Origin of the sequence: Dickeya oryzae (genome assembly GCF_020406815.2) — a bacterium.
Taxonomy (GTDB): Bacteria; Pseudomonadota; Gammaproteobacteria; order Enterobacterales; family Enterobacteriaceae; genus Dickeya; species Dickeya oryzae.
The window spans coordinates 83,477-106,427 of the sequence record NZ_CP162670.1 but is presented as its reverse complement, the minus strand read 5'-3'; the positions used below and the strand labels follow the sequence as shown (position 1 = coordinate 106,427).

General features: G+C 53.8%; 17 protein-coding genes. 6 read left to right on the top strand and 11 right to left on the bottom strand.

Going from position 1 to position 22,951, the window contains the following annotated elements:
- Window positions 1-10: 10 nt before the first annotated feature.
- The 5 genes from LF929_RS00450 to LF929_RS00430 form a co-directional block, all read right to left on the bottom strand.
- Window positions 11-943, bottom strand: coding sequence for a 3-oxoacyl-[acyl-carrier-protein] synthase III C-terminal domain-containing protein (locus tag LF929_RS00450; RefSeq protein ID WP_264085025.1), 933 nt, complete (start codon window positions 941-943; stop codon window positions 11-13).
- A gap of 347 nt (window positions 944-1,290) precedes the next feature.
- Window positions 1,291-5,757, bottom strand: coding sequence for an amino acid adenylation domain-containing protein (locus tag LF929_RS00445; protein ID WP_226093373.1), 4,467 nt, complete (start codon window positions 5,755-5,757; stop codon window positions 1,291-1,293).
- A 147-nt stretch (window positions 5,758-5,904) separates the two neighbouring features.
- The gene (locus LF929_RS00440; protein WP_038902930.1) at window positions 5,905-6,597 is read right to left on the bottom strand and encodes an HAD family hydrolase; all 693 of its coding nucleotides are present in this window, start codon (window positions 6,595-6,597) and stop codon (window positions 5,905-5,907) included.
- Window positions 6,598-6,608: 11 nt separating this feature from the next.
- Window positions 6,609-7,559: a pseudouridine-5'-phosphate glycosidase gene (locus tag LF929_RS00435; protein WP_038906656.1), complete on the bottom strand. Its 951-nt coding sequence runs from the start codon at window positions 7,557-7,559 to the stop codon at window positions 6,609-6,611.
- Window positions 7,560-7,951: 392 nt separating this feature from the next.
- Window positions 7,952-8,845 carry a carboxylate/amino acid/amine transporter gene (locus LF929_RS00430; RefSeq protein ID WP_210175078.1) on the bottom strand — a complete coding sequence of 298 codons (894 nt, stop codon included), beginning with the start codon at window positions 8,843-8,845 and terminating at the stop codon, window positions 7,952-7,954.
- 353 nt (window positions 8,846-9,198) lie between these two features.
- Between LF929_RS00430 and LF929_RS00425 the strand changes: the two genes are divergently transcribed.
- Window positions 9,199-9,699 (top strand): MarR family winged helix-turn-helix transcriptional regulator, encoded by a 501-nt coding sequence (locus LF929_RS00425; protein ID WP_012882831.1) that lies wholly within the window; start codon window positions 9,199-9,201, stop codon window positions 9,697-9,699.
- Between the two features lie 150 nt (window positions 9,700-9,849).
- Here the strand turns inward: LF929_RS00425 and argG are convergent, their stop codons facing one another.
- Together argG and LF929_RS00415 are read right to left on the bottom strand one after the other, a co-directional pair.
- The gene (gene argG, locus LF929_RS00420) at window positions 9,850-11,199 is read right to left on the bottom strand and encodes an argininosuccinate synthase (RefSeq protein ID WP_226093374.1); all 1,350 of its coding nucleotides are present in this window, start codon (window positions 11,197-11,199) and stop codon (window positions 9,850-9,852) included.
- A 325-nt stretch (window positions 11,200-11,524) separates the two neighbouring features.
- Window positions 11,525-12,427: a nickel/cobalt efflux protein RcnA gene (locus tag LF929_RS00415; protein WP_226093375.1), complete on the bottom strand. Its 903-nt coding sequence runs from the start codon at window positions 12,425-12,427 to the stop codon at window positions 11,525-11,527.
- A gap of 99 nt (window positions 12,428-12,526) precedes the next feature.
- Between LF929_RS00415 and LF929_RS00410 the strand changes: the two genes are divergently transcribed.
- A complete protein-coding gene (locus LF929_RS00410) occupies window positions 12,527-12,805 on the top strand; it encodes a metal/formaldehyde-sensitive transcriptional repressor (protein ID WP_016941567.1) in 279 nt (92 codons plus the stop codon).
- A gap of 267 nt (window positions 12,806-13,072) precedes the next feature.
- Window positions 13,073-13,645: a DJ-1/PfpI family protein gene (locus tag LF929_RS00405; protein ID WP_226093376.1), complete on the top strand. Its 573-nt coding sequence runs from the start codon at window positions 13,073-13,075 to the stop codon at window positions 13,643-13,645.
- A 37-nt stretch (window positions 13,646-13,682) separates the two neighbouring features.
- Here LF929_RS00405 and xylR read toward each other — a convergent pair whose 3' ends face one another.
- The 4 genes from xylR to xylF all read right to left on the bottom strand — a co-directional run bounded on the left by xylR (window position 13,683) and on the right by xylF (window position 18,938).
- Window positions 13,683-14,942, bottom strand: coding sequence for a D-xylose utilization transcriptional activator XylR (gene xylR, locus LF929_RS00400; protein WP_016941569.1), 1,260 nt, complete (start codon window positions 14,940-14,942; stop codon window positions 13,683-13,685).
- 219 nt (window positions 14,943-15,161) lie between these two features.
- Complete coding sequence (xylH, locus tag LF929_RS00395) at window positions 15,162-16,346, bottom strand: xylose ABC transporter permease XylH (RefSeq protein WP_038906652.1); 1,185 nt, start codon at window positions 16,344-16,346, stop codon at window positions 15,162-15,164.
- Entirely contained in the window at window positions 16,324-17,865 is a 1,542-nt protein-coding gene (locus LF929_RS00390) for a xylose ABC transporter ATP-binding protein (RefSeq protein ID WP_038902924.1), read from the bottom strand. The genes xylH and LF929_RS00390 overlap by 23 nt, the downstream gene beginning before the upstream one ends.
- A gap of 77 nt (window positions 17,866-17,942) precedes the next feature.
- Window positions 17,943-18,938 (bottom strand): D-xylose ABC transporter substrate-binding protein, encoded by a 996-nt coding sequence (gene xylF / locus LF929_RS00385; RefSeq protein ID WP_038902923.1) that lies wholly within the window; start codon window positions 18,936-18,938, stop codon window positions 17,943-17,945.
- A 366-nt stretch (window positions 18,939-19,304) separates the two neighbouring features.
- Between xylF and xylA the strand changes: the two genes are divergently transcribed.
- The 3 genes from xylA to LF929_RS00370 all read left to right on the top strand — a co-directional run bounded on the left by xylA (window position 19,305) and on the right by LF929_RS00370 (window position 22,933).
- Entirely contained in the window at window positions 19,305-20,624 is a 1,320-nt protein-coding gene (gene xylA, locus LF929_RS00380) for a xylose isomerase (protein ID WP_012882822.1), read from the top strand.
- Window positions 20,625-20,778: 154 nt separating this feature from the next.
- Window positions 20,779-22,239, top strand: coding sequence for a xylulokinase (gene xylB, locus LF929_RS00375; RefSeq protein ID WP_226093377.1), 1,461 nt, complete (start codon window positions 20,779-20,781; stop codon window positions 22,237-22,239).
- Window positions 22,240-22,372: 133 nt separating this feature from the next.
- Complete coding sequence (locus LF929_RS00370; protein WP_210176829.1) at window positions 22,373-22,933, top strand: isochorismatase family protein; 561 nt, start codon at window positions 22,373-22,375, stop codon at window positions 22,931-22,933.
- The last annotated feature ends 18 nt before the right edge of the window (window positions 22,934-22,951 follow it).

Here is a 22,951-nt window from a genome sequence, read left to right as displayed (position 1 = left end):
TCTGTCTCCTTTACATATCAATTTGCTGTATCAGCGCGCAGGAAAGGGTGACGCCCATTCCCATTGAAAAACAAAAATAATTTTTCGCGCGGCCGGTTGTAGTTTTCATGAGTGAAGAAAAATTAAATAACACGTCCGAACAATACAGATGCCCATAATCAGAAACCTGTTGGCTAAATAAGCGCTCGCCCATATTCAGGCACTGCGCCATCTGACGTAATAACGGAACATTCAGGTTGCAGGGAACAAAATAGTCCATATCGTCCATGCTCATGCCGCTATCCCTCACGGCATCAACAATGAAACGGCATAACTCATCCAGCAGGCAGCCATTAAGCGCCGCTTTTTCCTGCCGGGTCATATTATCTGGGTTGTTATAAAAACGGCTCAGGTGCCGGACGGCCGTAAATGTCACCTGCCACGGGCTACTCGCGGCATTAAAGAGCGCGGCTACCGGTAACTCGCCTTGTACACCGACCGTAAAACGGTTGATTTCGGGGTGAAACGCTTTTTCTCCCGTCAACAGCAACACCGGTCTGTTGTCACGGACCGCACTACGGCGCACCAGGTGTAAAGCCGATAACGCGCTGGCGCAGTGATTCAGACTCAGTGTCGCGACATCCCAGTGCCCCAGTCGCTGGTGCTGCAGAATGTCATCCAGCCAGTGGCTATCAAAGAAGGTGTTATGCGTCTGCGTCTTGGCATAAATCAACAGCCCCTCGCGCGAGGACAATGTCGGCCAGTCATCAACCACGCCAGCCACCACAGACTCCAGCATCGCCTGATGGCTGTCCGGGCGCATCGGTACCGACCTTAACTGGTATAGCTTTTCCATCATGCGACGCTGCCCTTCCCGCAGCTGGTGCGAGTCGCCCAGTTCCGCCAGAGGAAAACGTCGAATGCGCTCCGGTGCCTCATGATGGATGGCATTCAGGCAAAACATGTCGGTTTCTGATGACGCTCGCACGGCTATCGTCCCCTTATCGTACCGAGGCTCAAGTACAGACCCGTCATAGACAGATGCACAGAGTGAAGCTGTGTCCCAGCAGCACCGCTCATGACTTGCTTGCAATCGCAGTCAGCATGGAACACTTTGCCAACAAACAAATTTTGTTTTTGTCCGCAGTTGCCACCCCCCACGTTTCAGCACACTTTTCGTCTCAAAAATGGGATTTACACGCCAAAATATGGGATTTTCATCGCAAAATAGCGAAAAAGTCGGTTCAATAGCGGGACAAGGCTGGAAAAAACGCGCGGGAAGCTCCCGCGCGTGTTATGCCTGTCGTCGCCTCACCCCACCTGGCTGGAAGGCACTTGTTGATACTGGATAACGCTTGCCAGCTCGGCTATCCCCGCCGCTTTCAGCATGCTGTAGTGATCTGCCATCAGTTCCATCACGGTCGGCGGCAGGGCAGAGAACCCACCGTGGTCCTCAATGAACGAATAATCATCCCCCTGAGCCTTGATGATGGTGACAGGTGCCTTCAGTTGCCGCTGTTGTAACTCGCTAAAGGTGTAGCTGAACTCGAAGGTCTGCGACACAATGCGGGTAATCCGCCTGACCAGACCGTCATCCAATGCCGGATTAAGCGCCGTAATAAACGCCACAAACCCCTCTTCGTCGCGTACCGTTTCCAGACAACGCGTCAGCGCTGGGTCGGTAATGCTGCCGATAAATACCGAAAACAGAATGGTCAGGTAACCGGGGTTATCAAAATCTGCTGTCCGGTGCATGGCAACGACCCGTTCATCGCGTAATTTCGGCGACCCGGGAGCCAGCAAATACAGACATTCCACCACCTCGCCCGCCTGCTCCAGTTGCCAGGCCGTTTCGAACGCGACACGAGCGCCGAAAGAATATCCCCACAGCGTATAAGGACCGTGCGGCTGATGCTGACGAATCAGTTCAATATCTTTAGCGGCCATCTCGCTGATGGTGGCGTAAGGTTCCTCACCTGGATTGATGCCGTGCGCCTGAATGCCAAAGAACGGTCGCGCCGTCCCCATTTGGCGCGCCAGTAAACGCAGGTTCATACAGTAGCCACCCAGCCCAGGCCAGCAGTAGATGGGGGCCTGACGCCCTTTGGGTTGTAACGGCACAAGGCGGGACACCGGCTCCTGACGCGCACGGCTCAGCCACGCCGCCAGCTTTTCAACGGTGGGTGCCTGAAACAGCACCTGAAGCGGCAGGCTGGCATTTAGCGAGGTGTTCAACTCATTAATCAGGCTGACCGCGATCAGCGAATTGCCGCCCGATTCAAAGAAATTGTCATCGACCGACATCTCCTCACGCTTGAGCTTTGCCTGCCAGATAGCCAGAATTTGCTGCTCCAGCGGGGTGCGGGGGGCCACGATCGTCTTATGCTTTAATTCAACATCGACGTTCGCCAGCGCTTTCATGTCGATTTTGCCGTTTACCGTCAACGGTAACGCATCCAGAATCAACACCTTGTTCGGCATCATGTAGTCCGGCATGAACGCCGCCAGATCATCACGAATCATCTCCGCCGGCCCTTTCATGTGTACCGCGTCTTCTTTCATGCCTTCGCTGTATTTCTGCTCATCGCTGATGCGTCCACCGATGAAGAAATAGTACGGCCCGGTTCGGCGACCGAGTATCTGCCAGAAACGACGAGCGGCTGGCAGGTCATGGCCGGTTTCCGAGCTATAGCCGGAAGACATCAGCCCAATGTTCATGTCGTTCATTTGCAAATGCTGCAGTTTGCGCCCCACATGCACATACCCTTCCCAGCCTTCAGTCAGGCTGGCGATACTGATGCCAAACGATGAACGCTCATAAACGGCCTGATTGATGGCGATAACATGTTTCTTATCGATCACCTCATCGGCAATATGCTCCAGGTCGCCACGGATATAGCGGTAGGTCCCGACGGGCAGATTGGCAATACGCGTCCCGGCGGTCTGCACGTAAATCTCCAGACCATCGTCCGCAGGCAAACGGGGCCCGCACAGCACATCGCACGCCCCCAGATAATCATCATCCGGGTCAATCGCCAGTGGTGTTGGGTCCGGCACGGCGGCGTCACACAACGCCACACCCAAGCCATAATCCGGCAGGACGTTATCCAGCATACCGATAATGTGCCCCATTTCGATTTGCAGCACTTCCCGGATATTGTTCTTGTAAATCGGTTCGATCGCGCTTTGCTTGCCGACAAAGTGCAGTCGCAAACCACCCGACGGCAGCGACGTCAGCTCACTGACCCGGATCAACTGGTGGTGAACTGGCTGATAGTAGTAGTACCCCGCGGCTAATCCGGCTATGCCGTTCAACTCTAGAAACACCTGGGTTGCGTACAGCGCCCCCGGTGAAGCATAGGTGTATTTGGGCAACAACCGCTCTTCACTGGTGAACTGGCCGAGATAACGCAATCCGTGCCCCAGTTCGTCCAGCGTCAGGTCGCCTGGCTGCCGGGAAGCGGCCGTCAATAACGGCTCGCGCAACAGCGACAACACATCGTCGCGCCCGACGGCCCCCCCGTCGTAAAACCGGTAGGTTTTGCGGGAAAACGCAGTACGTCGCTGTTTTTCATCGGCGTCTTTGCCCGGCAGGTCAAGGGTATAGGGGGGGCTATCTTCCGGAAATTCCCGGCACCCTTTGTTGGCCAGCTGCAACATCACCTGCGCTTTATTGGCTTTGGACTGATGATGCGAACCGTGGTTACCCTGATCCATCAGCGCCGCTTCGCGGGCATTCAGTTCGATAAACGAAATCAGGTTCTGATAACCGGTGAAAGGATCATGCTTGACGATCACCGCCGCCGCTTTCACCCATTCATGGGTTTCGATAGCCGAACGAATCTCATCCAGCTCAACACGGTAACCACGTAATTTCACCTGATTGTCAGCACGGCCGACATACTGGACCGTACCATCGGGATTCCAACTGGCGATATCGCCGGTTTTATACAAACGTCGGCCCGCGTCGGCTGGCGCGAACGGATCGGCAATAAAACGCTCAGCGGTCAGGTCATCGCGATTCAGGTACCCTCGCGCCACCCCATCACCACCAATGTACAGCTCCCCAATTTCACCCACCGCCACCGGCGTCAGGCAGTTATCCAGAATGTAATAGCGGGTATTCGCCACAGGAGAGCCGATGGACAGCGTATCCGGCCCTTGTCGGGTCACCGCTGAGTCGACACGAAACGCGGAGCTGTTGATCGTGCACTCGGTCGGGCCATACAAATTGACGAGCTCACAATCAGGCAGTGTCTCCAGACATTCCAGCGCCAGATGCTTTTGCAACGCTTCGCCGCCGCTGAACACGTGCCGCAGCGCCGGACACGCGCTCAGACGCTCGGTATCCAGCAACGCCTGCAATAATGTCGGTACGCACTGCAACGTGGTCACCTGGTATTCCGCCAGCATGTCCACCAGTTGCTCCGGATTGCGATACACCCCCGGCTCGCCCATCACGACCTGGCAACCACAAGCGGGCGATAGAATCTCCCACTGCGCCGCATCAAAGCTCATCGGCGTTTTCTGCAAAATCACCGTTTCGTTATTTAATGCGAACGTGTGCGCCAGCCAGTTCATCTGATTTAGCACGCTATGATGTTCTATCATCACGCCTTTCGGCTTGCCGGTGCTGCCGGAGGTATAAATGACATAAGCCAGGTGATGCGGCGCGATATGGATGGCAGGCGCGTCAGACTGCGCCGAGGGGTGTTGGCGCACAAACGCCTCAACGTCATCCGGCGTGACCACGTGTATGCCTGGTGGTGCCAGCGCCAGCAGCCGCTCACGCAAATGAGGTTGGGTAACCACGATACGTGTCTGGCTATTTTCCAGCATATAAGCCAGCCGATCTTCCGGGTACTCCGGCGATAACGGCAGGTAGGCATTGCCAGACAGCAAAATCCCCCACACTCCTACCATCAGCGTTAACGATGGCTCGACAAACACCCCCACACAACGCTCATGCTCCGTACTCTGCGCATTCAGGTAATGCGCCAGTGTACTTGCCTGATGGTAGAGCTGCCGATAACTCAAGCGCTGATCACGAAACACTACCGCAGTCTGCTCCGGCTGACTCAGCACCTGGCTTTTCAGCCGCTCAACGACATTTTTCTCTCCCGACCAGACATGTTCGGTCTGGTTAAAAACATGCAATACGTGCTCGCTCTCGGCCTCATCAAGCAGACCGATATCCCGCAGCGTCTCAGCACCATCACTCCCGGCATAATCTGTTATCTGACGCCATACCGCAGGGAGCTTTTGAACCAAGGCGGCGCTGAAACGGTCCGGGTTAAATCGCAGCGTCAACATCACCGTCTCGTCCCGGTTGTCGACATGGCAGACCAGCGACCGCACCGGCTCATTATCGGTTGGCGGCTGCCACGTTAATTCCAGGTCAAAGACATCATGGAGCGTTTGTTGTGCCCCCAGCGTAAGCACTCTGACACCACGGTTATTTTCTTGCTGAATCGCATCCGGTCTTATCCACTCCATCATATTCTGAATAAAACCGGCAATCGGCGTCGCACTATTAAGTTGAATATTTAATGCAATAATATTTTTACAAATACGTGGGTCATTTTCCCAGTCCGCTATTTCTTGTGGATGCAAATGAAAACCCACTACCATTTCTTCATTTCTGCTAATACGTGATATTGCCAGCGTCATGGCAGAAAAGAGGTAACGAGCTAAAGAAACATCGTCATAATTCGGTAATAATCCTTTATTTAATACTAACACCGGATAATTGAGCGCGTGATTCGAGATGTTATCCATTACAATCCTCATTTATGAATCAGTAAAAATATATTGAGCGGTTTTATTGCAGGGGTGAGACGCCGTACGAAGCACCTGGCCCAGATTCCTGTTCTCAGGCCAAGTGCATGTTCGGAACACATTAACGACTAAAAAAATCAGACAATATCAACAATAAGACACCGGGGAAGAAGACGACTTTAATAACGCGTGGGCAGCCCCGACTACCTCGCCAAATGTATCGACAATGACCTGTGGCTCCGCCGATTTAAGCTGACCGGCATGGTGAATACCCCAGGTGACCGCGATGGCGGCAATGCCCGCCTGTTTTGCCATTAACAAATCATGGGTGGTATCCCCAACCATCGCGGTGGTAGCAGCCTCAGCCCCCAGACGCGACATCGCCAGCAGCCCCATTTCAGGATGGGGTTTAGGATGCGTCACCATGTCAGCACCCAGCACCAGATCGAAGAACGGTGCCAGCCCTGCCGCATCCAGCAACGCGCTGGCGCTGGCAAACACCTTGCTGGTAGCGACCGCCAGCATATACCCCTGACGCTTGAGCAAAGACAGGCCATCCACTACGCCGGGAAAGACCAGCCCCGGAGCCTGCGGCAACACCTGCTCACGGAAAACCGCCTGATATTGCCTGATGGCCTGCGCTATCCGTTCATCCTCAACCGGTAGCGACAAGAGTTGACTAAATGCCTTTTCCAGCGGCAAACCAATAGTGGCGCGAATGGCGCTGCGGTCCTCAACGGGCATACCTAAGTCACGTAATGCCGTTACAAACGCACTGACAATGCCGCTCGGTGTATCAACCAGCGTACCGTCCAGATCAAAAATAATAAGAGGCTTCATGAGACATATCCTTATGCCTGATTTTGCTGCCGCAGGTAGTCGGTATGAGCGCAGGCCAGACGGCCCGCCAGCACCGCAGTACTGATCAACACCGACATGTTCGCTTTCACTGTTCGTCCTTGCGTCGCTTTGGCGACGGCTCGCATCAGATACGGCGTGGCACCCGGCCCGCGAATACCTTCATGCTCTGCCTGAATTGCCGCCTCACGGATAATCGACTCGACCTCGTCCTTATCAATGGCGTCGCTGTCATGAATCGGGTGGGTAATCAACACCGAACTGCGGTTACCCAGCTTCCAGTGCATGTCAATGGCGCGGGCAACAACGTGCGGATCATCCAGCCGGTGAGGGCTGGGGAAGCCGCTGGAGCGGCAGTAAAACGCAGGGAAATCGTCAGATTGATAGGAAATGATAGGTACGCACTGGGTTTCCAGATACTCGAGCGTCAGACCCAGGTCGAGAATACTCTTGGCACCGGCGCAGACCACCGCCACCCGGGAGCGGGTGAACTGGATCAAGTCAGCGGAGATATCCATCGACTTTTCCGCCCCCCGGTGCACACCGCCAATCCCTGCCGACGCGAAGAAAGGAATCCCCGCCAGGTCCGCTGCCACCAGCGATGACGCCACGGTGGTCGCACCTTTGCCGCCTTGCGCCAGGATCACCGGGATATCACGGCTACTGGTTTTCACAATTCCTTTCGTCGCCCCAAAACGCTCGAGGTCGGCATCCGACATGCCAATTAAAAACCGACCGTTTTCGATGCCAATCGTCGCAGGAATCGCCCCTTCAGCGCGAACAGCCGCTTCAATATTTCTGGCGGTAGCAACATTGTCAGGGTAAGGCAGACCGTGAGCAATCACGGTCGACTCCAACGCTACGACCGGTTTCCCGGTATGCAGCGCGTCTTTTACTTCGTCGCTAAACCGCAGCAATTCATGCTCAAAATCCGTTTTAGACATAATATTCTCTCATCCTGGGGGTGATTATGTCAGGTTATATCCGGACGATGTCTTTCCCGCAGACGCAGGTATGACTCACGTCTGGCATCAATGACATAGCAATCATTAGTTACATGGCATTTTCGATAATAATACATCCTGAGTTACTATCGATTCATATTAATCACCAGTGGTTAAGCTCAACCATTGGCGTATTACCTACTTATTAAATTAAAAAAATGTTTTCTTGTCTGCCAGATATAAACGATTAATCCAATTACTCAAATGTATGAACTCACTATTTTTCCATTATGCAGGTTGCAGACGCTATAAAAGGCTGATGTGTTGCGTTTTCAACACATCAGCCATATTGTCATGAACACAAATTACTTTTACCTGCTGATGACATTATGTCATTTAGAAATCAGTTTGGATTGTTTTAATTGTGTCGATTTTTTTCTTCTGCCAAAGAATGAAATATCCTGCACGATAATAATTGCTGAGAAAATTAATATCACGCCAATTAATTGTGGGCTGGACAGCCCCTGATGAAGGAATAAAAAACCCAGTAACAGAGCAACCATTGGGCTGAGGAAACCCAGCATGGACATGATCACCGGGGAATTGGCCTCAAGACCAGAGAACCACATGAAATAGGCCAGCAGGGAACCGGGGATCGCCAGATAGAAATAGCCAGCGAGATTGGTCAAAGTGAAGGCATGCGGCAGCGGCTCCAGAAACATCTGTACCGGCAGAATCACTAACCCGCCGCAAAACAGCTGCCAGCCGGTAAATGTCAGCATCGCCATCCCTGCCGGGCGACCCCATTTCTTGGTCAGCACCAGACCAGACGCCATACTTATCGTCGCCACTACCGATGCCACCAACCCGGCCGGATCCAACGGTTCTTGCGGTAAGGAAATCAGCAACACAATGCCAATGCCGCCGATAATGGCGGCCACCATTTGTTTCTTCAGCACCGGCTGCATCAGTAGCAGGAAAGACAGCAGGATGACGATCAGCGGCTGAAGCGACCCCACCAGAGCGACAACGCCGCCGGGCAGACGATAGGCCGCGAAAAACAACATCACAAAAAACACACCGATATTGAGCGCGCCCAACACGAACAAGCGCCATAACCAACTGACTGGCGGCAGTTTTTTACCAAAAATAAGAATAAGACCGGCAGGTAACGCACGAATCAATGCAGCCAACAACGGTTTGTCGGCAGGAAGAAACTGGGTGGTGACAAAATAGGTGGTTCCCCAGACACAGGGAGCATAAAAGGCGAAATCTTTTAATTTCACGGAATGGACCTTCCTCAAACTGTTCCTGTCAAAAAGCACGATTCGGTTTGAACCGGCTCAGCCTGAGGCATGTACCGCCTCCCTGGCCGTACAGAAGGCGCACATCCATGTGCAGTTCTCCTGACTTACTTACTGGCGATCTTCCTGTATCCTGACACATCACATCCTGTGATATTGATAAGTAACACTGTATATTACGATTTCGTAATATACATAACCGTAAATAACGTGTCAACAACATATGTGATTGAACATTTCCTTAAGGAATATTACAGTAGTGTTGATCGCGTAACGGTATTGGCCTACGCTTCAATAAAGGAATAGGTTTTATATTAATTAAGGATATTTACTCTATGGCACGCTACCTGGAAGTCTCAGATATTGTTCAGCAATGGCGCAACGAACGCCCCGACCTCGACGTTGAGCCGATGTTGGTCATTGGCACCCTTTCTCGTGCCAGTCTGTTGATTGACCGCGCGTTGGATAAGGTTTTTGGTAAGTACAAACTCAGCGCCCGCGAATTCGACATTCTGGCGACACTGCGTAGACGCGGTGCCCCCTATGCCATCAGCCCATCCCAAATTGTCAGCGCACTGATGATCAACAACAGCACCCTGACCAGCCGCCTGGACAGGCTGGAACAAGCGGGCTGGTTGCGACGGATGCCGATTGAAGGCGATCGCCGTTCAGTCAACATCCAACTGACCGACGAAGGTCTCGCGCTCATCAATCGGGTGGTGGAAGAACACGTGGAGAATGAACGCGACATCCTCTCTCCATTCAGCGAAGAAGAAAAAAATCAGCTGCGTACGTTACTCGGGCGCGTTGAAAAACACTTAGTGAACAACCGCTAATGCGCTGATGCAAGCACGAACATGCAATTACGAATAAGTAGCGAAAAATAACACACACAAAAAAGGGCATCCGACAGGATGCCCTTGTTGTTGCAGAAGTTATGTTGTAGAGATGATTGCTGTAAAGATTACATGGCCTTCAGGACGCGCTTATTTCGCGGACTTATCCGGCAGAGACTGAGGCGCGACTTGCGGCAGCCCGGCATTGCCGGAAGAAATCAGGCCACTTTCAACGTAGTTGAACAGCTTCTCACGGGTATCGGTAATATCCAGATTACGCATCGTCAACTGACCGATACGATCATCCGGCGAGAACACGGATTCGCCTTTTTCCATCGTCAGACGTTCCGGTTTATATGTCAGGTTGTTCGAAACAGTATTCAGAATCGAGTAATCGTTGCCGCGACGCAGTTCAAGCGTCACCTCACCGGTGATTTCGCTGGCAACCCAACGCTGCAACGCATCACGCAGCATCAGTGCCTGCGGGTCAAACCAACGGCCTTGATACAACAGACGTCCCAGTTGGCGACCATGAGCATGGTACTGCTCGATGGTATCTTCGTTATGAATACCGGTGACCAGACGCTCGTAGGCGATATGCAACAGCGCCATCCCCGGTGCTTCATAAATACCGCGACTTTTCGCTTCAATGATACGGTTTTCGATCTGGTCGCTCATGCCCAGACCGTGACGACCGCCAATGCGGTTGGCTTCCAGCATCAGTTCCACGTCATCAGAGAATGTCTGGCCATTTAACGCTACCGGGTGGCCGCGCTCAAAGCGCACGGTCACTTCTTCTGCCGGAATGCGGACGTTTTCGTCCCAAAACTTCACGCCCATGATCGGATTGACGATTTTCACGCTGGAATTCAGGAACTCCAGGTCCTTCGCTTCGTGCGTGGCACCGAGCATGTTGGAGTCGGTAGAGTAAGCTTTTTCCGCCGACATTTTGTAGTCAAAGCCCGACTTCGTCATAAACTCGGACATCTCCTGACGGCCGCCCAGTTCGTCGATAAAATCGGTATCCAGCCAGGGTTTGTAGATTTTCAATTCGGCATTGGTCAGCAGACCGTAGCGATAGAAACGCTCGATGTCGTTACCTTTGTACGTGCTGCCATCGCCCCAGATATTCACGCCATCTTCTTTCATTGCTGCAACCAGCATCGTACCGGTCACCGCACGACCCAGCGGGGTCGTATTGAAATAGGTCATACCGCCAGTCGTGTTGTGGAACGCTCCGCACTGAATCGCGGCAATCCCTTCTGCCACCAGCTGCTTACGGCAATCGATCAGACGAGCATTTTCTGCACCATACTCTTTGGCGCGACGCGGAATGGCGTCGTAGTCGTCTTCATCCGGCTGCCCCAGATTCGCGGTATAGGCATACGGTACCGCGCCTTTCTGACGCATCCACAATAAGGCGGCGCTGGTATCCAGACCACCGGAGAAAGCAATCCCAATCCGCTGGCCCACCGGAAGATGTTTCAAAATCGTCGTCATAACTATTAGTCCCTGCTTGATTTCGATGGCGTTAAGCTTAGCAGCCCTGCCGCCGGGTTACGCAATATCTGGTTATGCATTGAAACGCGCACGACGCGGTACCCTCAGAATCGATGCCCTTAAATCACCGCGCATCAATGCATATTTATGCAAAATTTATGATTGATAATTTAAACATCTTTTCCAGCAGACCGGAAGAGAAGAGGCGGGTTTTCAGGAAAAAAATTCACTACGGCAACCGCCGGACTCAAGACAAGACCAGAAAATCACCATTTTTCACCCCCACCCGCGCATCCTGTCGGTATGAATTTCGGTATGAATACGGTTATAGCGGCAAACGTACCCAGCCATGCAGCAGCATATATCCCCCCACCACCGCGATCAGCAGGCTGGAAAAATAAGGAGCCCGACGCGCCAGCGCCGCAAACCCTGGCCAGCGACGACTGGCATGCTGCACGCTCAACGCGGCCCCCACGCCCACTGCCACCAGCGTTAACGCAAGCCCGCTACTGAAACACACCACCAGTGCGGCACCCAGCGTAAACGCTTTTACCTGAATACACAGTAGTAATACCGTAATCGCGGCAGGACAGGGAATCAACCCGCCGGTCAACCCAAACAGCAGGATCTGTCCATTGGTTGCTTCCCGGTTGGCGAAACGCTGACGTATCTCGTTAGCATGCGCCCGTTCATGCGCATCCTGATATTCACCCTGTTCCTGTAGCGGGTCATGCGAATGGCCAGACTCAGTAACCTCATGAGCAACGCCATGATGACTGTGGTGGGGATGGCTATGATGGTGATGATGGGCATGCTCATCATGGTCATGATGATGGTCGTGATGCGTGTGATCATGGTGATGCTGATGGTGTTTCCACGCCCGTTCATCACGCCAGGTGCGCCAAAACATCCAGCTCGCCGTCCCAAGGATGATCACACCGGAAACAAACTGCAACCAGGGTTCGGCGGAGTCAGCGGTAAACTGCTGGCTCAAATACATCCCCCCTAATGCAATCAACCAGACTACAACGGTATGAGACAAGGTAGCAGCAATCCCCAGCATGACAGCCTGCTTCACCGTTCCCCGGATCGCGACGATAAATGCCGCCATCATCGTCTTGGAATGCCCCGGCTCCAGGCCATGCAACGCGCCTAACAATACGGCGCTAGGGATAAACAACCAGGCGTTGGTTACGCCCTGCTGCAAAAGTAAGGAAAAATCCGTCATAGTTAGCATCCGAATCAGGCGATCGAGGGGTAAGCCTGAAGGTAAAATGATATAATCATACTATACCCCAGTATAGAGTCAGACAAGACGGGAGTCGCCATGCCGCATACTATTCATGAAAAAAAGAAACTGCTGACTCGCGTCAGACGCATCAAAGGTCAGGCAGAAGCACTGGAAAAAGCCCTGGATGGTGGAGGACGTTCATGTCTGGAAATTCTGCAGCAAATTGCCGCCATTCGGGGTGCGGTGAACGGGCTGATGGGCGAAGTGCTGGAAGGCCACATCCGTGACCACCTGATGAATGAAGACGCAGACCCGGCAGAACGCGCCACCGATTTGGAAGCGATCGTGACGGTGATTCGCTCCTATATGAAGTAACAGTATGATGAAGTCGCGCCAAGGAAAACAGGCGCGAAAATCGGTTGCATAAAGCAACGTCGTCACTGAATCACATTCCTGCCTTGTCGGGTGGTGATCACAGCGTGAAGGGAGCGAGTATAACGCTAATTACCACCTGCACGGATGAGTAAACATCGATTACGCGACCCACCGCTCAATATTAAAACGACGTTTCAATTGAAATCCATTTCTTTGCTATTCTCGGCGGCACAGATGTTACTCCCCTTGATGACTGCTGGAGATACCATGAAGAACGTCGCCATTCTGTTGGCTCCCGGATTCGAAGAAGCGGAAGCAATTATGGTGATCGATGTGCTACATCGTACAAAAATCAACGTCACCCTGCTTTCCTGTCACGACCGGCTGGAGCTGCATAGCTACCACAATATCCGCATGTTTGCCGATGCCCTGCTGGAAAGAAATATGGACCGGCTGTTTGACGCCGTGGTGATCCCAGGCGGGCCGCAAGGCACGGTGAATCTGGCCGCCAACCCGATGGTGACAGAATTTATTCGCCGCCATGATGACGCCGGTAAGCTAATTTGCCCGTTATGCTCAGCGGCAGCCAGAGTGCTGGGCGGTAACCATTTGCTCAAAGGACGCCATTACGTCTGCTCCGGCGACCTCTGGAAGGATGTTACCGACGGTGTGTATGTCGACCAAAAAGTCGTGGTGGACGGTAACCTTATCAGTGGCAAAGGGCTGGGCGTCGCATTTGACTTCGCCTTCACCCTTGCCAATCAACTGAGCGACGACAAAGACGATGTAAATTTCCAGGTCGAGCATATCTATTACGACTACTGGCGCGTACCTGCCTGAGTCACATCATGACGACGATGACGGCGCACCAGTGCCGTCATCGGTAGCGACAAAATACCGCCTGATGATGGTCGTAAAGGTGATTGTCACAGAGATGATTGTCGTAACGATTACCGTCGTAACCCCCTTCGCCATAGCGCTCGCGATACTCACGCGGCGTCAGATTATAATCCTTGCGAAACACCGAATAAAAATACGGTAACGAGGGATAGCCGCACATGGATGAAATCTCGTTAATCGACAACGATGTAGAGACCAGCAGATTTCTTGCCCGCTCCAGCTTCTCGGCATGGATCATGCCATGAATCGTCTGCCCGGTTTCATCCTTGAAGCGCTTTTCAAGGTTGGAACGTGACAGCCCCACCGCATCCAGTACCTGCTCAACCTTGATGCCTTTGCAGGCGTGATGGCGAATAAAATGCATTGCCTGAATCACCGCCGGGTCGCGCACTGAACGGTAATCCGTCGAGCTGCGTTCCACGACCCGAAGCGGCGGCACCAAAATACGCTGCAACGGCAGCGCATTGGGCGTCAACAACAACTGATGCAACAGTTTGGCGGCCCGATACCCCATTTGTCGTGTGCCCTGCGCCACCGATGATAACGCGACACGTGACAGATAACGGGTCAGTTCTTCATTGTCGATACCAATCACACACAGCTTTTCCGGTACCGCGATGTTGAGGTGCTCGCAAACCTGCAACAAATGACGGGCGCGGGCATCCGTCACCGCGATAATGCCGGTTTGGGGCGGCAGCGTCTGAATCCAGTCCGCCAGCCGATTCTGGGCATACTGCCAGTTGTCCGGTGATGTCTCCATGCCCTGATACACCACGCCCTGATACTGCTCGGCCGCCACCAGTTGGCGAAAAGCGTACTCCCGCTCCTGCGCCCACCCTTTGCCCACCGATGTCGGCAGGCCGTAAAACGCAAACCGGTTTAACCCCTTGTTCTTCAGATGCAAAAACGCACTTTCCACCAGTGCGTAATTATCGGTGGCAATGTAGTGCACCGGCGGGTAATCCTGTGGATTGTGATAAGAGCCACCGACCCCCACCAACGGCACCCGCACCCCGGCCAGCAAGGCGATAATCGCCGGGTCATCAAAATCCGCGATAACCCCATCCCCCAACCAGTCGCGAATATTATCGATACGGCAACGGAAATCCTCTTCGATGAAAATATCCCAGTCACACTGAGAGGCCTGCAGGTATTCTCCGACGCCTTCAACCACCTGCCGGTCGTATACTTTGTTGGCATTAAACAGCAACGTAATACGGTAGCGTTTCTCAAACATGGCGATATGTTCTCTTCGGATACGTGCGGCGGCAGCATCATGGCTTTCTGGACAACATCCGGCGCGGAAAGCCGACCTTCCGCCTACATAGCACGGTCGGCCGACAACCCCAAACCCGTTTACTGACTTTGCGAACTGTCTCGCTCATTTTGCAAAGATGCGCCGTCATCCCGGCTATCCACAGTGTTCAGAGCTTATATTTTTCAGAGCGTACGTTTTTCAGGCTTTGTGTTTAGTGGCGGTATCCATCCACACCGCCAGCAGCAAAATGCCGCCCTTGACGATGTACTGCCAGAAGGTCGGCACATCGAGCATGCTCATACCGTTATCCAGCGATGCCATAATAAACGCCCCCATCACCGCACCGGCCACACTACCGACACCACCGGCCAGACTGGTACCGCCAATAACACAGGCGGCGATAGCATCCAGTTCCGCGATATTCCCCGCAGACGGCGACCCGGCCCCCAGTCGGGAGCTCAGTACCAGCCCTGCCACCGCCACCATCAGGCCGTTGATGGCAAACACCACCAGTTTGGTGCGTTCGACATTCACCCCTGACAGCCGGGCGGCGTCGATATTACCGCCTACCGCGTAGATACGTCGGCCAAAGGCGGTGCGCAATGCCATAAACATGCCGCCCAGCATGATGAGCGTTAGCAACAGCACCGGTGTCGGCACGCCGCGATAGTCATTGAGCAGATAGATAGCACCCAACACCAGGACGGCCATGAGCGACTGGCGAGTCACATCGCCTGACGCCGACGCCACCGGCAATCCCAGATGCTGACGACGCCACCGCTGACGCCAGCGCCACGCCACAAACAGCATCAACCCAATAACGCCGAATAAGAATCCCACCCCGTCCGGCAAATAACTCTGACCAATCTGCGACATCGCCGGGCTGGTAGGCGATACCGTGGTACCGTTGGTGATACCAATCAGTACACCGCGAAACGCCAGCATGCCCGCCAACGTAACAATGAACGACGGCACACGGCGATACGCCACCCACCAGCCATTCCAGGCCCCGAGCAGTAACCCCAATAACAAGGTCACCGCCACCGTCAGGGGTAACGGCCAGCCGTACCAGACATCCAGAATCGCCGCCACGCCGCCCAGTAGCCCCATCATGGACCCCACCGACAGGTCAATTTCAGCGGAAATAATCACAAACACCATGCCCACCGCCAGAATGCCGGTAATCGCGGTCTGGCGCAGCAGGTTGGAAATGTTACGGGCGCTAAGATAGGCCCCCTCGGTCATAACGGTGAAAAACAGCATGATCGCGATGATCGCCGCGATCATCACCAACACCTGTAAGTTGAAAGAACGGCGACGCGTGGCGTCACCGGAAGACGCCGCCTGTACAGGCGCACGGTCAGACAGCCAGGTTTTCAGCATGATGCTCACTCCTTAATGCAGCTTCCATCACCTGCTCCTGCGTTAGCCCACGGTTGGGTAAATCCGCCTTGAGCCGCCCCTGATGCATCACCAGCACCCGGTCACTCAAGCCCAAAACCTCAGGCAGTTCAGAGGAAATCACGATGACGGCGATCTGTTGCTTCACCAACTGATTGATCAATTTATAGATTTCGTATTTTGCACCGATATCTATCCCACGAGTCGGTTCATCCAGAATCAGGATTTTCGGGCGCAACAACAGGCACTTCGCTAGAATGGCCTTTTGCTGGTTGCCGCCGCTAAGACGGGCAATCGCCAGTTCCGGCGAGGCGGTTTTGACTTTCAGATGAGCTATCGACTCCCGCAGGCTGTGCTGCTCGTCGGCATCCCGCAGGACTGACAATGCGCCAGTGAACTGATCGAGCGCTGCCAGTGTGATGTTCTGGGCTACGCTCATCACCGGAATAATGCCGTCTTTTTTACGGTCTTCCGGCACCATGGCGATCCCTAGCGCCATCGCCTGTCGACAATGGCGGATAGTCACTGGTTTGCCTTCCACCTGGATATCCCCTTGCCAGCGCCCCGGATAGGCACCGAACAAGCATTGAACCGTCTCGGTACGACCCGCCCCCACCAGCCCGGCAATCCCCAATACTTCCCCCCGGCGTAGGCTGAACGAGACATCATCCACCCGACGAATATGGCGATTAACCGGATGCCAGGCGGTCAGGTGCTCGACCCGTAGTACCTCTTCGCCTATCTCATGTGGTTCGTTTGGATACAGCTCCGTCAGTTCGCGCCCCACCATCATGGCGATAATCTGATCTTCGCTGAGCGAGTCCGCCGGGCAGGTGCCAATGTGCCTGCCGTCGCGGATAACACAGATCACATCAGAAATCGCTTTGACCTCGTTGAGCTTGTGGGAGATGTAGATACAAGCGATACCGTGATGACGCAGGTCACGCACGATATCCAGTAATACCGCGGTTTCTTTTTCTGTCAGCGATGCCGTCGGCTCATCGAGAATCAGCAGCCTGACCTGCTTGTTCAGTGCCTTGGCTATCTCCACCAGTTGCTGTTGGCCTAACCCCAGTTCACCGACGCGGGTATGCGGGTCAATACTCAAACGTACCTGCTCCAGCATGGTCTGACAGCGCAGGTACATGGCGTCGTAATCCATGACGCCACCGCGCGTCCACTCATTGCCAAGAAAGATGTTTTCCAGCACCGTCATGTTTTTGACCAGCGCCAGCTCCTGATGAATGATGGCGATCCCTTTTTGCTCGGTGTCGCGGATATGTCCGGCCCGCAGCTCATCGCCCGCAAAGCTGATGCTGCCCTCATAACTGCCGTACGGATAAACCGCACACAGCACTTTCATCAACGTCGACTTGCCGGAGCCGTTCTCACCGCACAGCGACAACACCTGCCCTGCCTCCAGTTGCAGACTGACATTGTCCACGGCCTTCACCGCCCCAAACGCCTTGGTGATGTTTTTCATTTCCAACAGATACGGCATACCCCCTCCACCTGGCCGATGCCGCTCGCCCGGCACGACCGCAGTGGCGGCGGCCGGACGGCAGGCGAACGCGTCAATCAATAGATATCCGCTTTCTTGTGGAACCCGTCGGCGACGACCGTACTGTCGATGTTCATCTTGTCGACCGGAATCGGCGTCAGCAGGAAGGCAGGAACGTCTTTCTTGCCGTTATTGAGCGTGGCGTTGGACTGCGGTTTTTTCCCCTGTCCCAGCGATACCGCGATAGTCGCCGCCTCTTGCGCCAGTTTGCTGATAGGTTTGTAAACGGTCATGGTCTGGGTCCCAGCCACAATCCGTTTGATGGCCGCCAGGTCGGCATCCTGACCGGAGATAGCGACCTTACCCGCCAGCCCCTGAGCGGAAAGCGCCTGAATCGCACCACCGGCCGTGGCATCGTTCGAGGCCACTACCGCATCAATTTTGTTGTTGTTGGCGGTCAGCGCGTTCTCCATGATTTTCAGCGCATTTTCCGGTAACCAGGCATCCACCCACTGGTCACCGACAACCTTAATTTTGCCGCTATCAATCAAGGGTTTTAACACTTTCATCTGCCCCTGACGGAACAACTTGGCATTATTATCAACCGGTGAACCACCCATCAAAAAATAATTTCCTTGTGGCACCTTATTTATCAGATATTGTGCCTGAAGCTCTCCGACCTTTTCATTATCAAAAGAAATGTAAAAATCAATATCTGCATTATTAATCATACGGTCATAGGCCAGTACCTTTATTCCCTCTCGTTTTGCTTCAGCAATCACGTTACTTAAAACCTGACCGTTATAAGGGATAATCACCAGCACATCGACACCGCGATTAATCATATTTTCTATCTGGGAAATCTGTGTTTCTTCATTGCCGTTGGCGGACTGCACAAACACTTTCGCCCCTTTTTCTTCGGCATTTTTCACAAAAATATCCCTGTCTTTCTGCCAGCGTTCAAGGCGTAAGTCATCGATAGCCATACCGATTTTCACTTCTTTGGCAAACCCCGGCTGGCCTAGCATGGCCAGTGCAGCACAGACTGACAGTAATACGTGTTTCATTTTCATCGTAGAGTACCTTTGTTATAGGAAGGCGGGATAAAAACGTCACTTCACTTACGGCTACGTTGCATGGAATTGTTGACAAGAAAAGTCAGGCTCAGCAATTGCTGATTTTTATCTCTGACTTACGTTTTTTGGTTTAATTGTTATTTTATGATAGCGGTCATATTTTCATCTTGTTAATCCTTTTCTTAACACATCAGCATGCGAGCGGTTTTGCAGATTATTCCGGTTATTTTTTGCGATCAAACGCACATTTAATAATTATCTGAATTTCAGTGTGAAATAACGTAATTGAGGAAATCGCAAGGCGAACGGAATATTGAAACAGGGCTGAATACCGCTATTTCGGTGGTTTGCAAGGAGATAACAATGCACGCTTATTTTGATCAGATAGAAAAAGTTCGCTTTGAAGGTCAGGGCAGCCGCAATCCGTTTGCCTTCCGCCATTACAACCCTGACGAGCTCGTCCTCGGCAAACGTATGGCTGACCACTTGCGTTTTGCGGTCTGCTATTGGCATACCTTCTGCTGGAACGGTTCCGATATGTTTGGTGCGGGTGCCTTTGCCCGTCCCTGGCAGCAGTCCGGCGACGCACTGGCGCTGGCAAAACGTAAAGCCGATATCGCCTTTGAATTCCTGCACAAACTGGGGGCACCCTACTACTGCTTCCATGATATCGATGTCGCACCGGAAGGGGGTTCTCTTCAGGAGTATCTGAACAATTTTGCCGCCATGACCGAGATTCTGGCCGCCAAACAGCAAGAAACCGGGGTGAAGTTACTCTGGGGTACCGCCAACTGCTTTACCAACCCGCGTTATGCCGCCGGTGCCGCCACCAACCCCGACCCGGACGTGTTCGCCTGGGCGGCGACACAAGTGTTTAGCGCGATGAATGCCACCAAAACGCTGGGCGGTGAAAACTACGTGTTATGGGGTGGCCGTGAAGGTTATGAAACCCTGTTGAACACCGACTTGCGTCAGGAACGCGAACAAATTGGCCGCTTCATGCAAATGGTGGTGGAGCACAAACACAAAATTGGCTTCAACGGTACATTGCTGATCGAACCCAAACCCCAGGAGCCGACCAAACATCAGTACGACTATGATGTCGCCACGGTTTATGGCTTCCTCAAACAATTTGGGCTGGAGAAGGAAATTAAGGTCAATATCGAAGCCAATCACGCCACACTGGCTGGGCATACCTTCCATCATGAAATAGCCACCGCGATTGCCCTCGGTATCTTTGGCTCGGTGGACACCAACCGTGGCGATGCACAACTCGGCTGGGATACCGACCAGTTCCCCAACAGCGTAGAGGAAAACGCGCTGGTGCTTTATGAAATCCTCAAAGCAGGCGGTTTCACCACCGGTGGCCTCAATTTCGATGCCAAAGTCCGCCGCCAAAGCACCGATCGCTACGACCTGTTCCACGCCCACATCGGCGCGATGGATACGATGGCGCTGTCGCTCAAAGTGGCGGCCCGCATGGTGGAAGACGGCGAACTCAATCAGCATGTCGCCAACCGCTACGCAGGCTGGAATAGCGAGCTGGGCCAGCAAATCCTGCAAGGCAACGCTTCGCTGGACATGCTGGCAAGCTACGCCACCCGCCACCAGTTGAATCCGCAGCACCACAGCGGGCAACAGGAACGGCTGGAAAATCTGGTGAATCGTTATCTGTTCGGTTGAATCGCTATCTGCTCGGTTGAATTGATGTAAGCTGGCGCACACCCCATCACCCCACACGGTTTTTGGGTTCTGCGCCAGCAGTACGGATATCACCACAGGGTACACCGCATCAGGGTGCAACCTGATAACCGCACATGAGTCACAGTGAGGCATTATGTACATCGGCATCGATCTTGGCACATCCGGCGTGAAAGCCATTTTATTGCGGGAAAACGGCGAGGTCGCCGCCAGTCATAGCGCACCGTTGAGTGTCTCTCGCCCCCATCCGCTCTGGTCAGAACAGGCCCCAGAAATGTGGTGGCAGGCTACCGACGCTGCCTTAAGTGCTCTGGCAGCACAGCAGACGCTAAAAACGGTTCGCGCCATTGGGCTCACCGGCCAGATGCACGGCGCAACGCTACTGGATGCACAGCAACGGGTACTGCGACCAGCCATTTTGTGGAATGACGGGCGCAGCGCTGCACAATGCCAGCAATTGGAACAACAAGTGCCGGATGCCCGCCGCATCACCGGTAATCTGATGATGCCCGGTTTTACCGCACCGAAGCTGAAATGGGTACAGCAATACGAACCGGATATTTTTCAACGTATCGACAAGGTGTTGTTGCCAAAAGACTATCTGCGCTGGCGGCTGACGGGGGATTTTGCCAGCGACATGTCCGATGCCGCCGGTACACTGTGGATGGATGTCGCCCGGCGCGACTGGAACGATCCTTTGCTCGCGGCCTGCGGGCTTAACCGCGACCAGATGCCTGCACTGTTCGAAGGTAACCAGATTACCGGGCAGTTGCGTGCCGACCTCGCCGAGCGCTGGGGCATGACATCAGTGCCGGTCGTGGCGGGTGGCGGCGACAACGCTGCCGGTGCCATCGGCGTCGGTCTTTATCAGGCGGGTCAGGCCATGTTGTCGCTCGGTACATCCGGGGTCTATTTCGCGGTTAGCAACGGCTTTCTTAGCAATCCTCAACGCGCGGTTCACAGCTTTTGCCATGCGTTGCCTAACAGTTGGCATCTGATGTCCGTGATGCTGAGCGCGGCATCCTGCCTCGACTGGGCCGCCCGACTGACCCATGCCGACAGCGTAGCGGCGCTGCTAAACGAAGCTGAGCAGGCCAGCACCGAAGAAACCACGACGCCCGTGTGGTTCCTACCTTATCTGTCTGGTGAACGCACGCCGCACAACAACCCACAGGCCAAAGGCGCTTTCTGGGGGCTGACGCACTCGCACGGGCGTGCCGCGCTGGCACGCGCGGTGCTGGAAGGGGTGGGATTTGCCCTGGCGGACGGTATGGACGCCCTGCACGCAACCGGGCTGGAACCTCAGCGGATCACGCTGATTGGCGGCGGTGCGCGCAGCGCTTACTGGCGGCAAATGCTGGCCGATATCAGCGGCAAGACGCTGGAATACCGCACCGGCGGCGATGTGGGCCCAGCACTGGGTGCAGCAAGGCTGGCACAAATCGCGCTAAATCCGACCATACCACTGGCGCAGTTACTGCCCGCCTTACCACTGGAGCAGGTTCACCAGCCTGATGCCACGCGCCATGCGCAGTACGCACAACAACGCACCGTATTCCGCCAGCTTTACCAGTCTCTGTTGCCGCTGATGTCCTAATCTTTTCTCTTTCCCTCTGGACGAGGTGTTAATGCAACTCGTCCAGATATCGCCCTATCATGTCCCGATTTGGCCTTCATTGGCACTGAACGCTGTTTCATGATGGTGTCACGCCCACTTATCGGAGTCCGCCATGACAAAAACAGCCCTGTTAGTTATCGATGTACAAAACTCTTTTTTGCACCGTCCTTTCTGGCAGGAAACGGATGTGCCAGCCTTTCAATGTGCCCTCTTACAGTTGATTGAAGGCTGTCGGCAACAGGGCGTCGCGATTGTGGATATTTTTCATGTCTCCCAAGGGGCATTCTCATTGGAGTCCGGTTATGTCACTCGTCAGGCATTCCTGACGCATCAGCCGGACATTCAGTTCGTCAAGCACGTACACAATGCGTTAACGGAATCCGGCTTGCAGGACTGGCTACAGCAGCAAGGGATTGATCACCTGATTATTTCGGGCATTCGCACCGAACAGTGCTGTGAAACCACCGCGCGGGTTGCCAGCGATCTTGGCTATCAGGTAACGTTTGTTACAGAAGCGACCCTGACGTTCCCCATGACACACAACGGGATCACACTAAGCAGCGCCGAATTAAAACATCGGACGGAAACCGTGCTTACTCATCGTTTTGCGGCGATCCGAAGTGTCGAGGACTGTCTGGCAGAACTCAGAAACGCCGCCTCAGAGGCGCAATAATCGCGTGTGGGTCGCCCG

Coding starts and splice junctions, on each gene's coding strand:
- xylF (WP_038902923.1), bottom strand. CDS start 18,938: ATGAAAATGAAACACGTATTACTGTCAGTCTGTGCTGCACTGGCCATG.
- LF929_RS00370 (WP_210176829.1), top strand. CDS start 22,373: ATGACAAAAACAGCCCTGTTAGTTATCGATGTACAAAACTCTTTTTTG.
- LF929_RS00440 (WP_038902930.1), bottom strand. CDS start 6,597: ATGAAGCCTCTTATTATTTTTGATCTGGACGGTACGCTGGTTGATACA.
- LF929_RS00445 (WP_226093373.1), bottom strand. CDS start 5,757: ATGGATAACATCTCGAATCACGCGCTCAATTATCCGGTGTTAGTATTA.
- xylA (WP_012882822.1), top strand. CDS start 19,305: ATGCACGCTTATTTTGATCAGATAGAAAAAGTTCGCTTTGAAGGTCAG.
- LF929_RS00425 (WP_012882831.1), top strand. CDS start 9,199: ATGGCACGCTACCTGGAAGTCTCAGATATTGTTCAGCAATGGCGCAAC.
- LF929_RS00450 (WP_264085025.1), bottom strand. CDS start 943: ATGTTTTGCCTGAATGCCATCCATCATGAGGCACCGGAGCGCATTCGA.
- argG (WP_226093374.1), bottom strand. CDS start 11,199: ATGACGACGATTTTGAAACATCTTCCGGTGGGCCAGCGGATTGGGATT.
- LF929_RS00410 (WP_016941567.1), top strand. CDS start 12,527: ATGCCGCATACTATTCATGAAAAAAAGAAACTGCTGACTCGCGTCAGA.
- LF929_RS00415 (WP_226093375.1), bottom strand. CDS start 12,427: ATGACGGATTTTTCCTTACTTTTGCAGCAGGGCGTAACCAACGCCTGG.
- xylB (WP_226093377.1), top strand. CDS start 20,779: ATGTACATCGGCATCGATCTTGGCACATCCGGCGTGAAAGCCATTTTA.
- LF929_RS00405 (WP_226093376.1), top strand. CDS start 13,073: ATGAAGAACGTCGCCATTCTGTTGGCTCCCGGATTCGAAGAAGCGGAA.
- xylR (WP_016941569.1), bottom strand. CDS start 14,942: ATGTTTGAGAAACGCTACCGTATTACGTTGCTGTTTAATGCCAACAAA.
- LF929_RS00435 (WP_038906656.1), bottom strand. CDS start 7,559: ATGTCTAAAACGGATTTTGAGCATGAATTGCTGCGGTTTAGCGACGAA.
- xylH (WP_038906652.1), bottom strand. CDS start 16,346: ATGCTGAAAACCTGGCTGTCTGACCGTGCGCCTGTACAGGCGGCGTCT.
- LF929_RS00390 (WP_038902924.1), bottom strand. CDS start 17,865: ATGCCGTATCTGTTGGAAATGAAAAACATCACCAAGGCGTTTGGGGCG.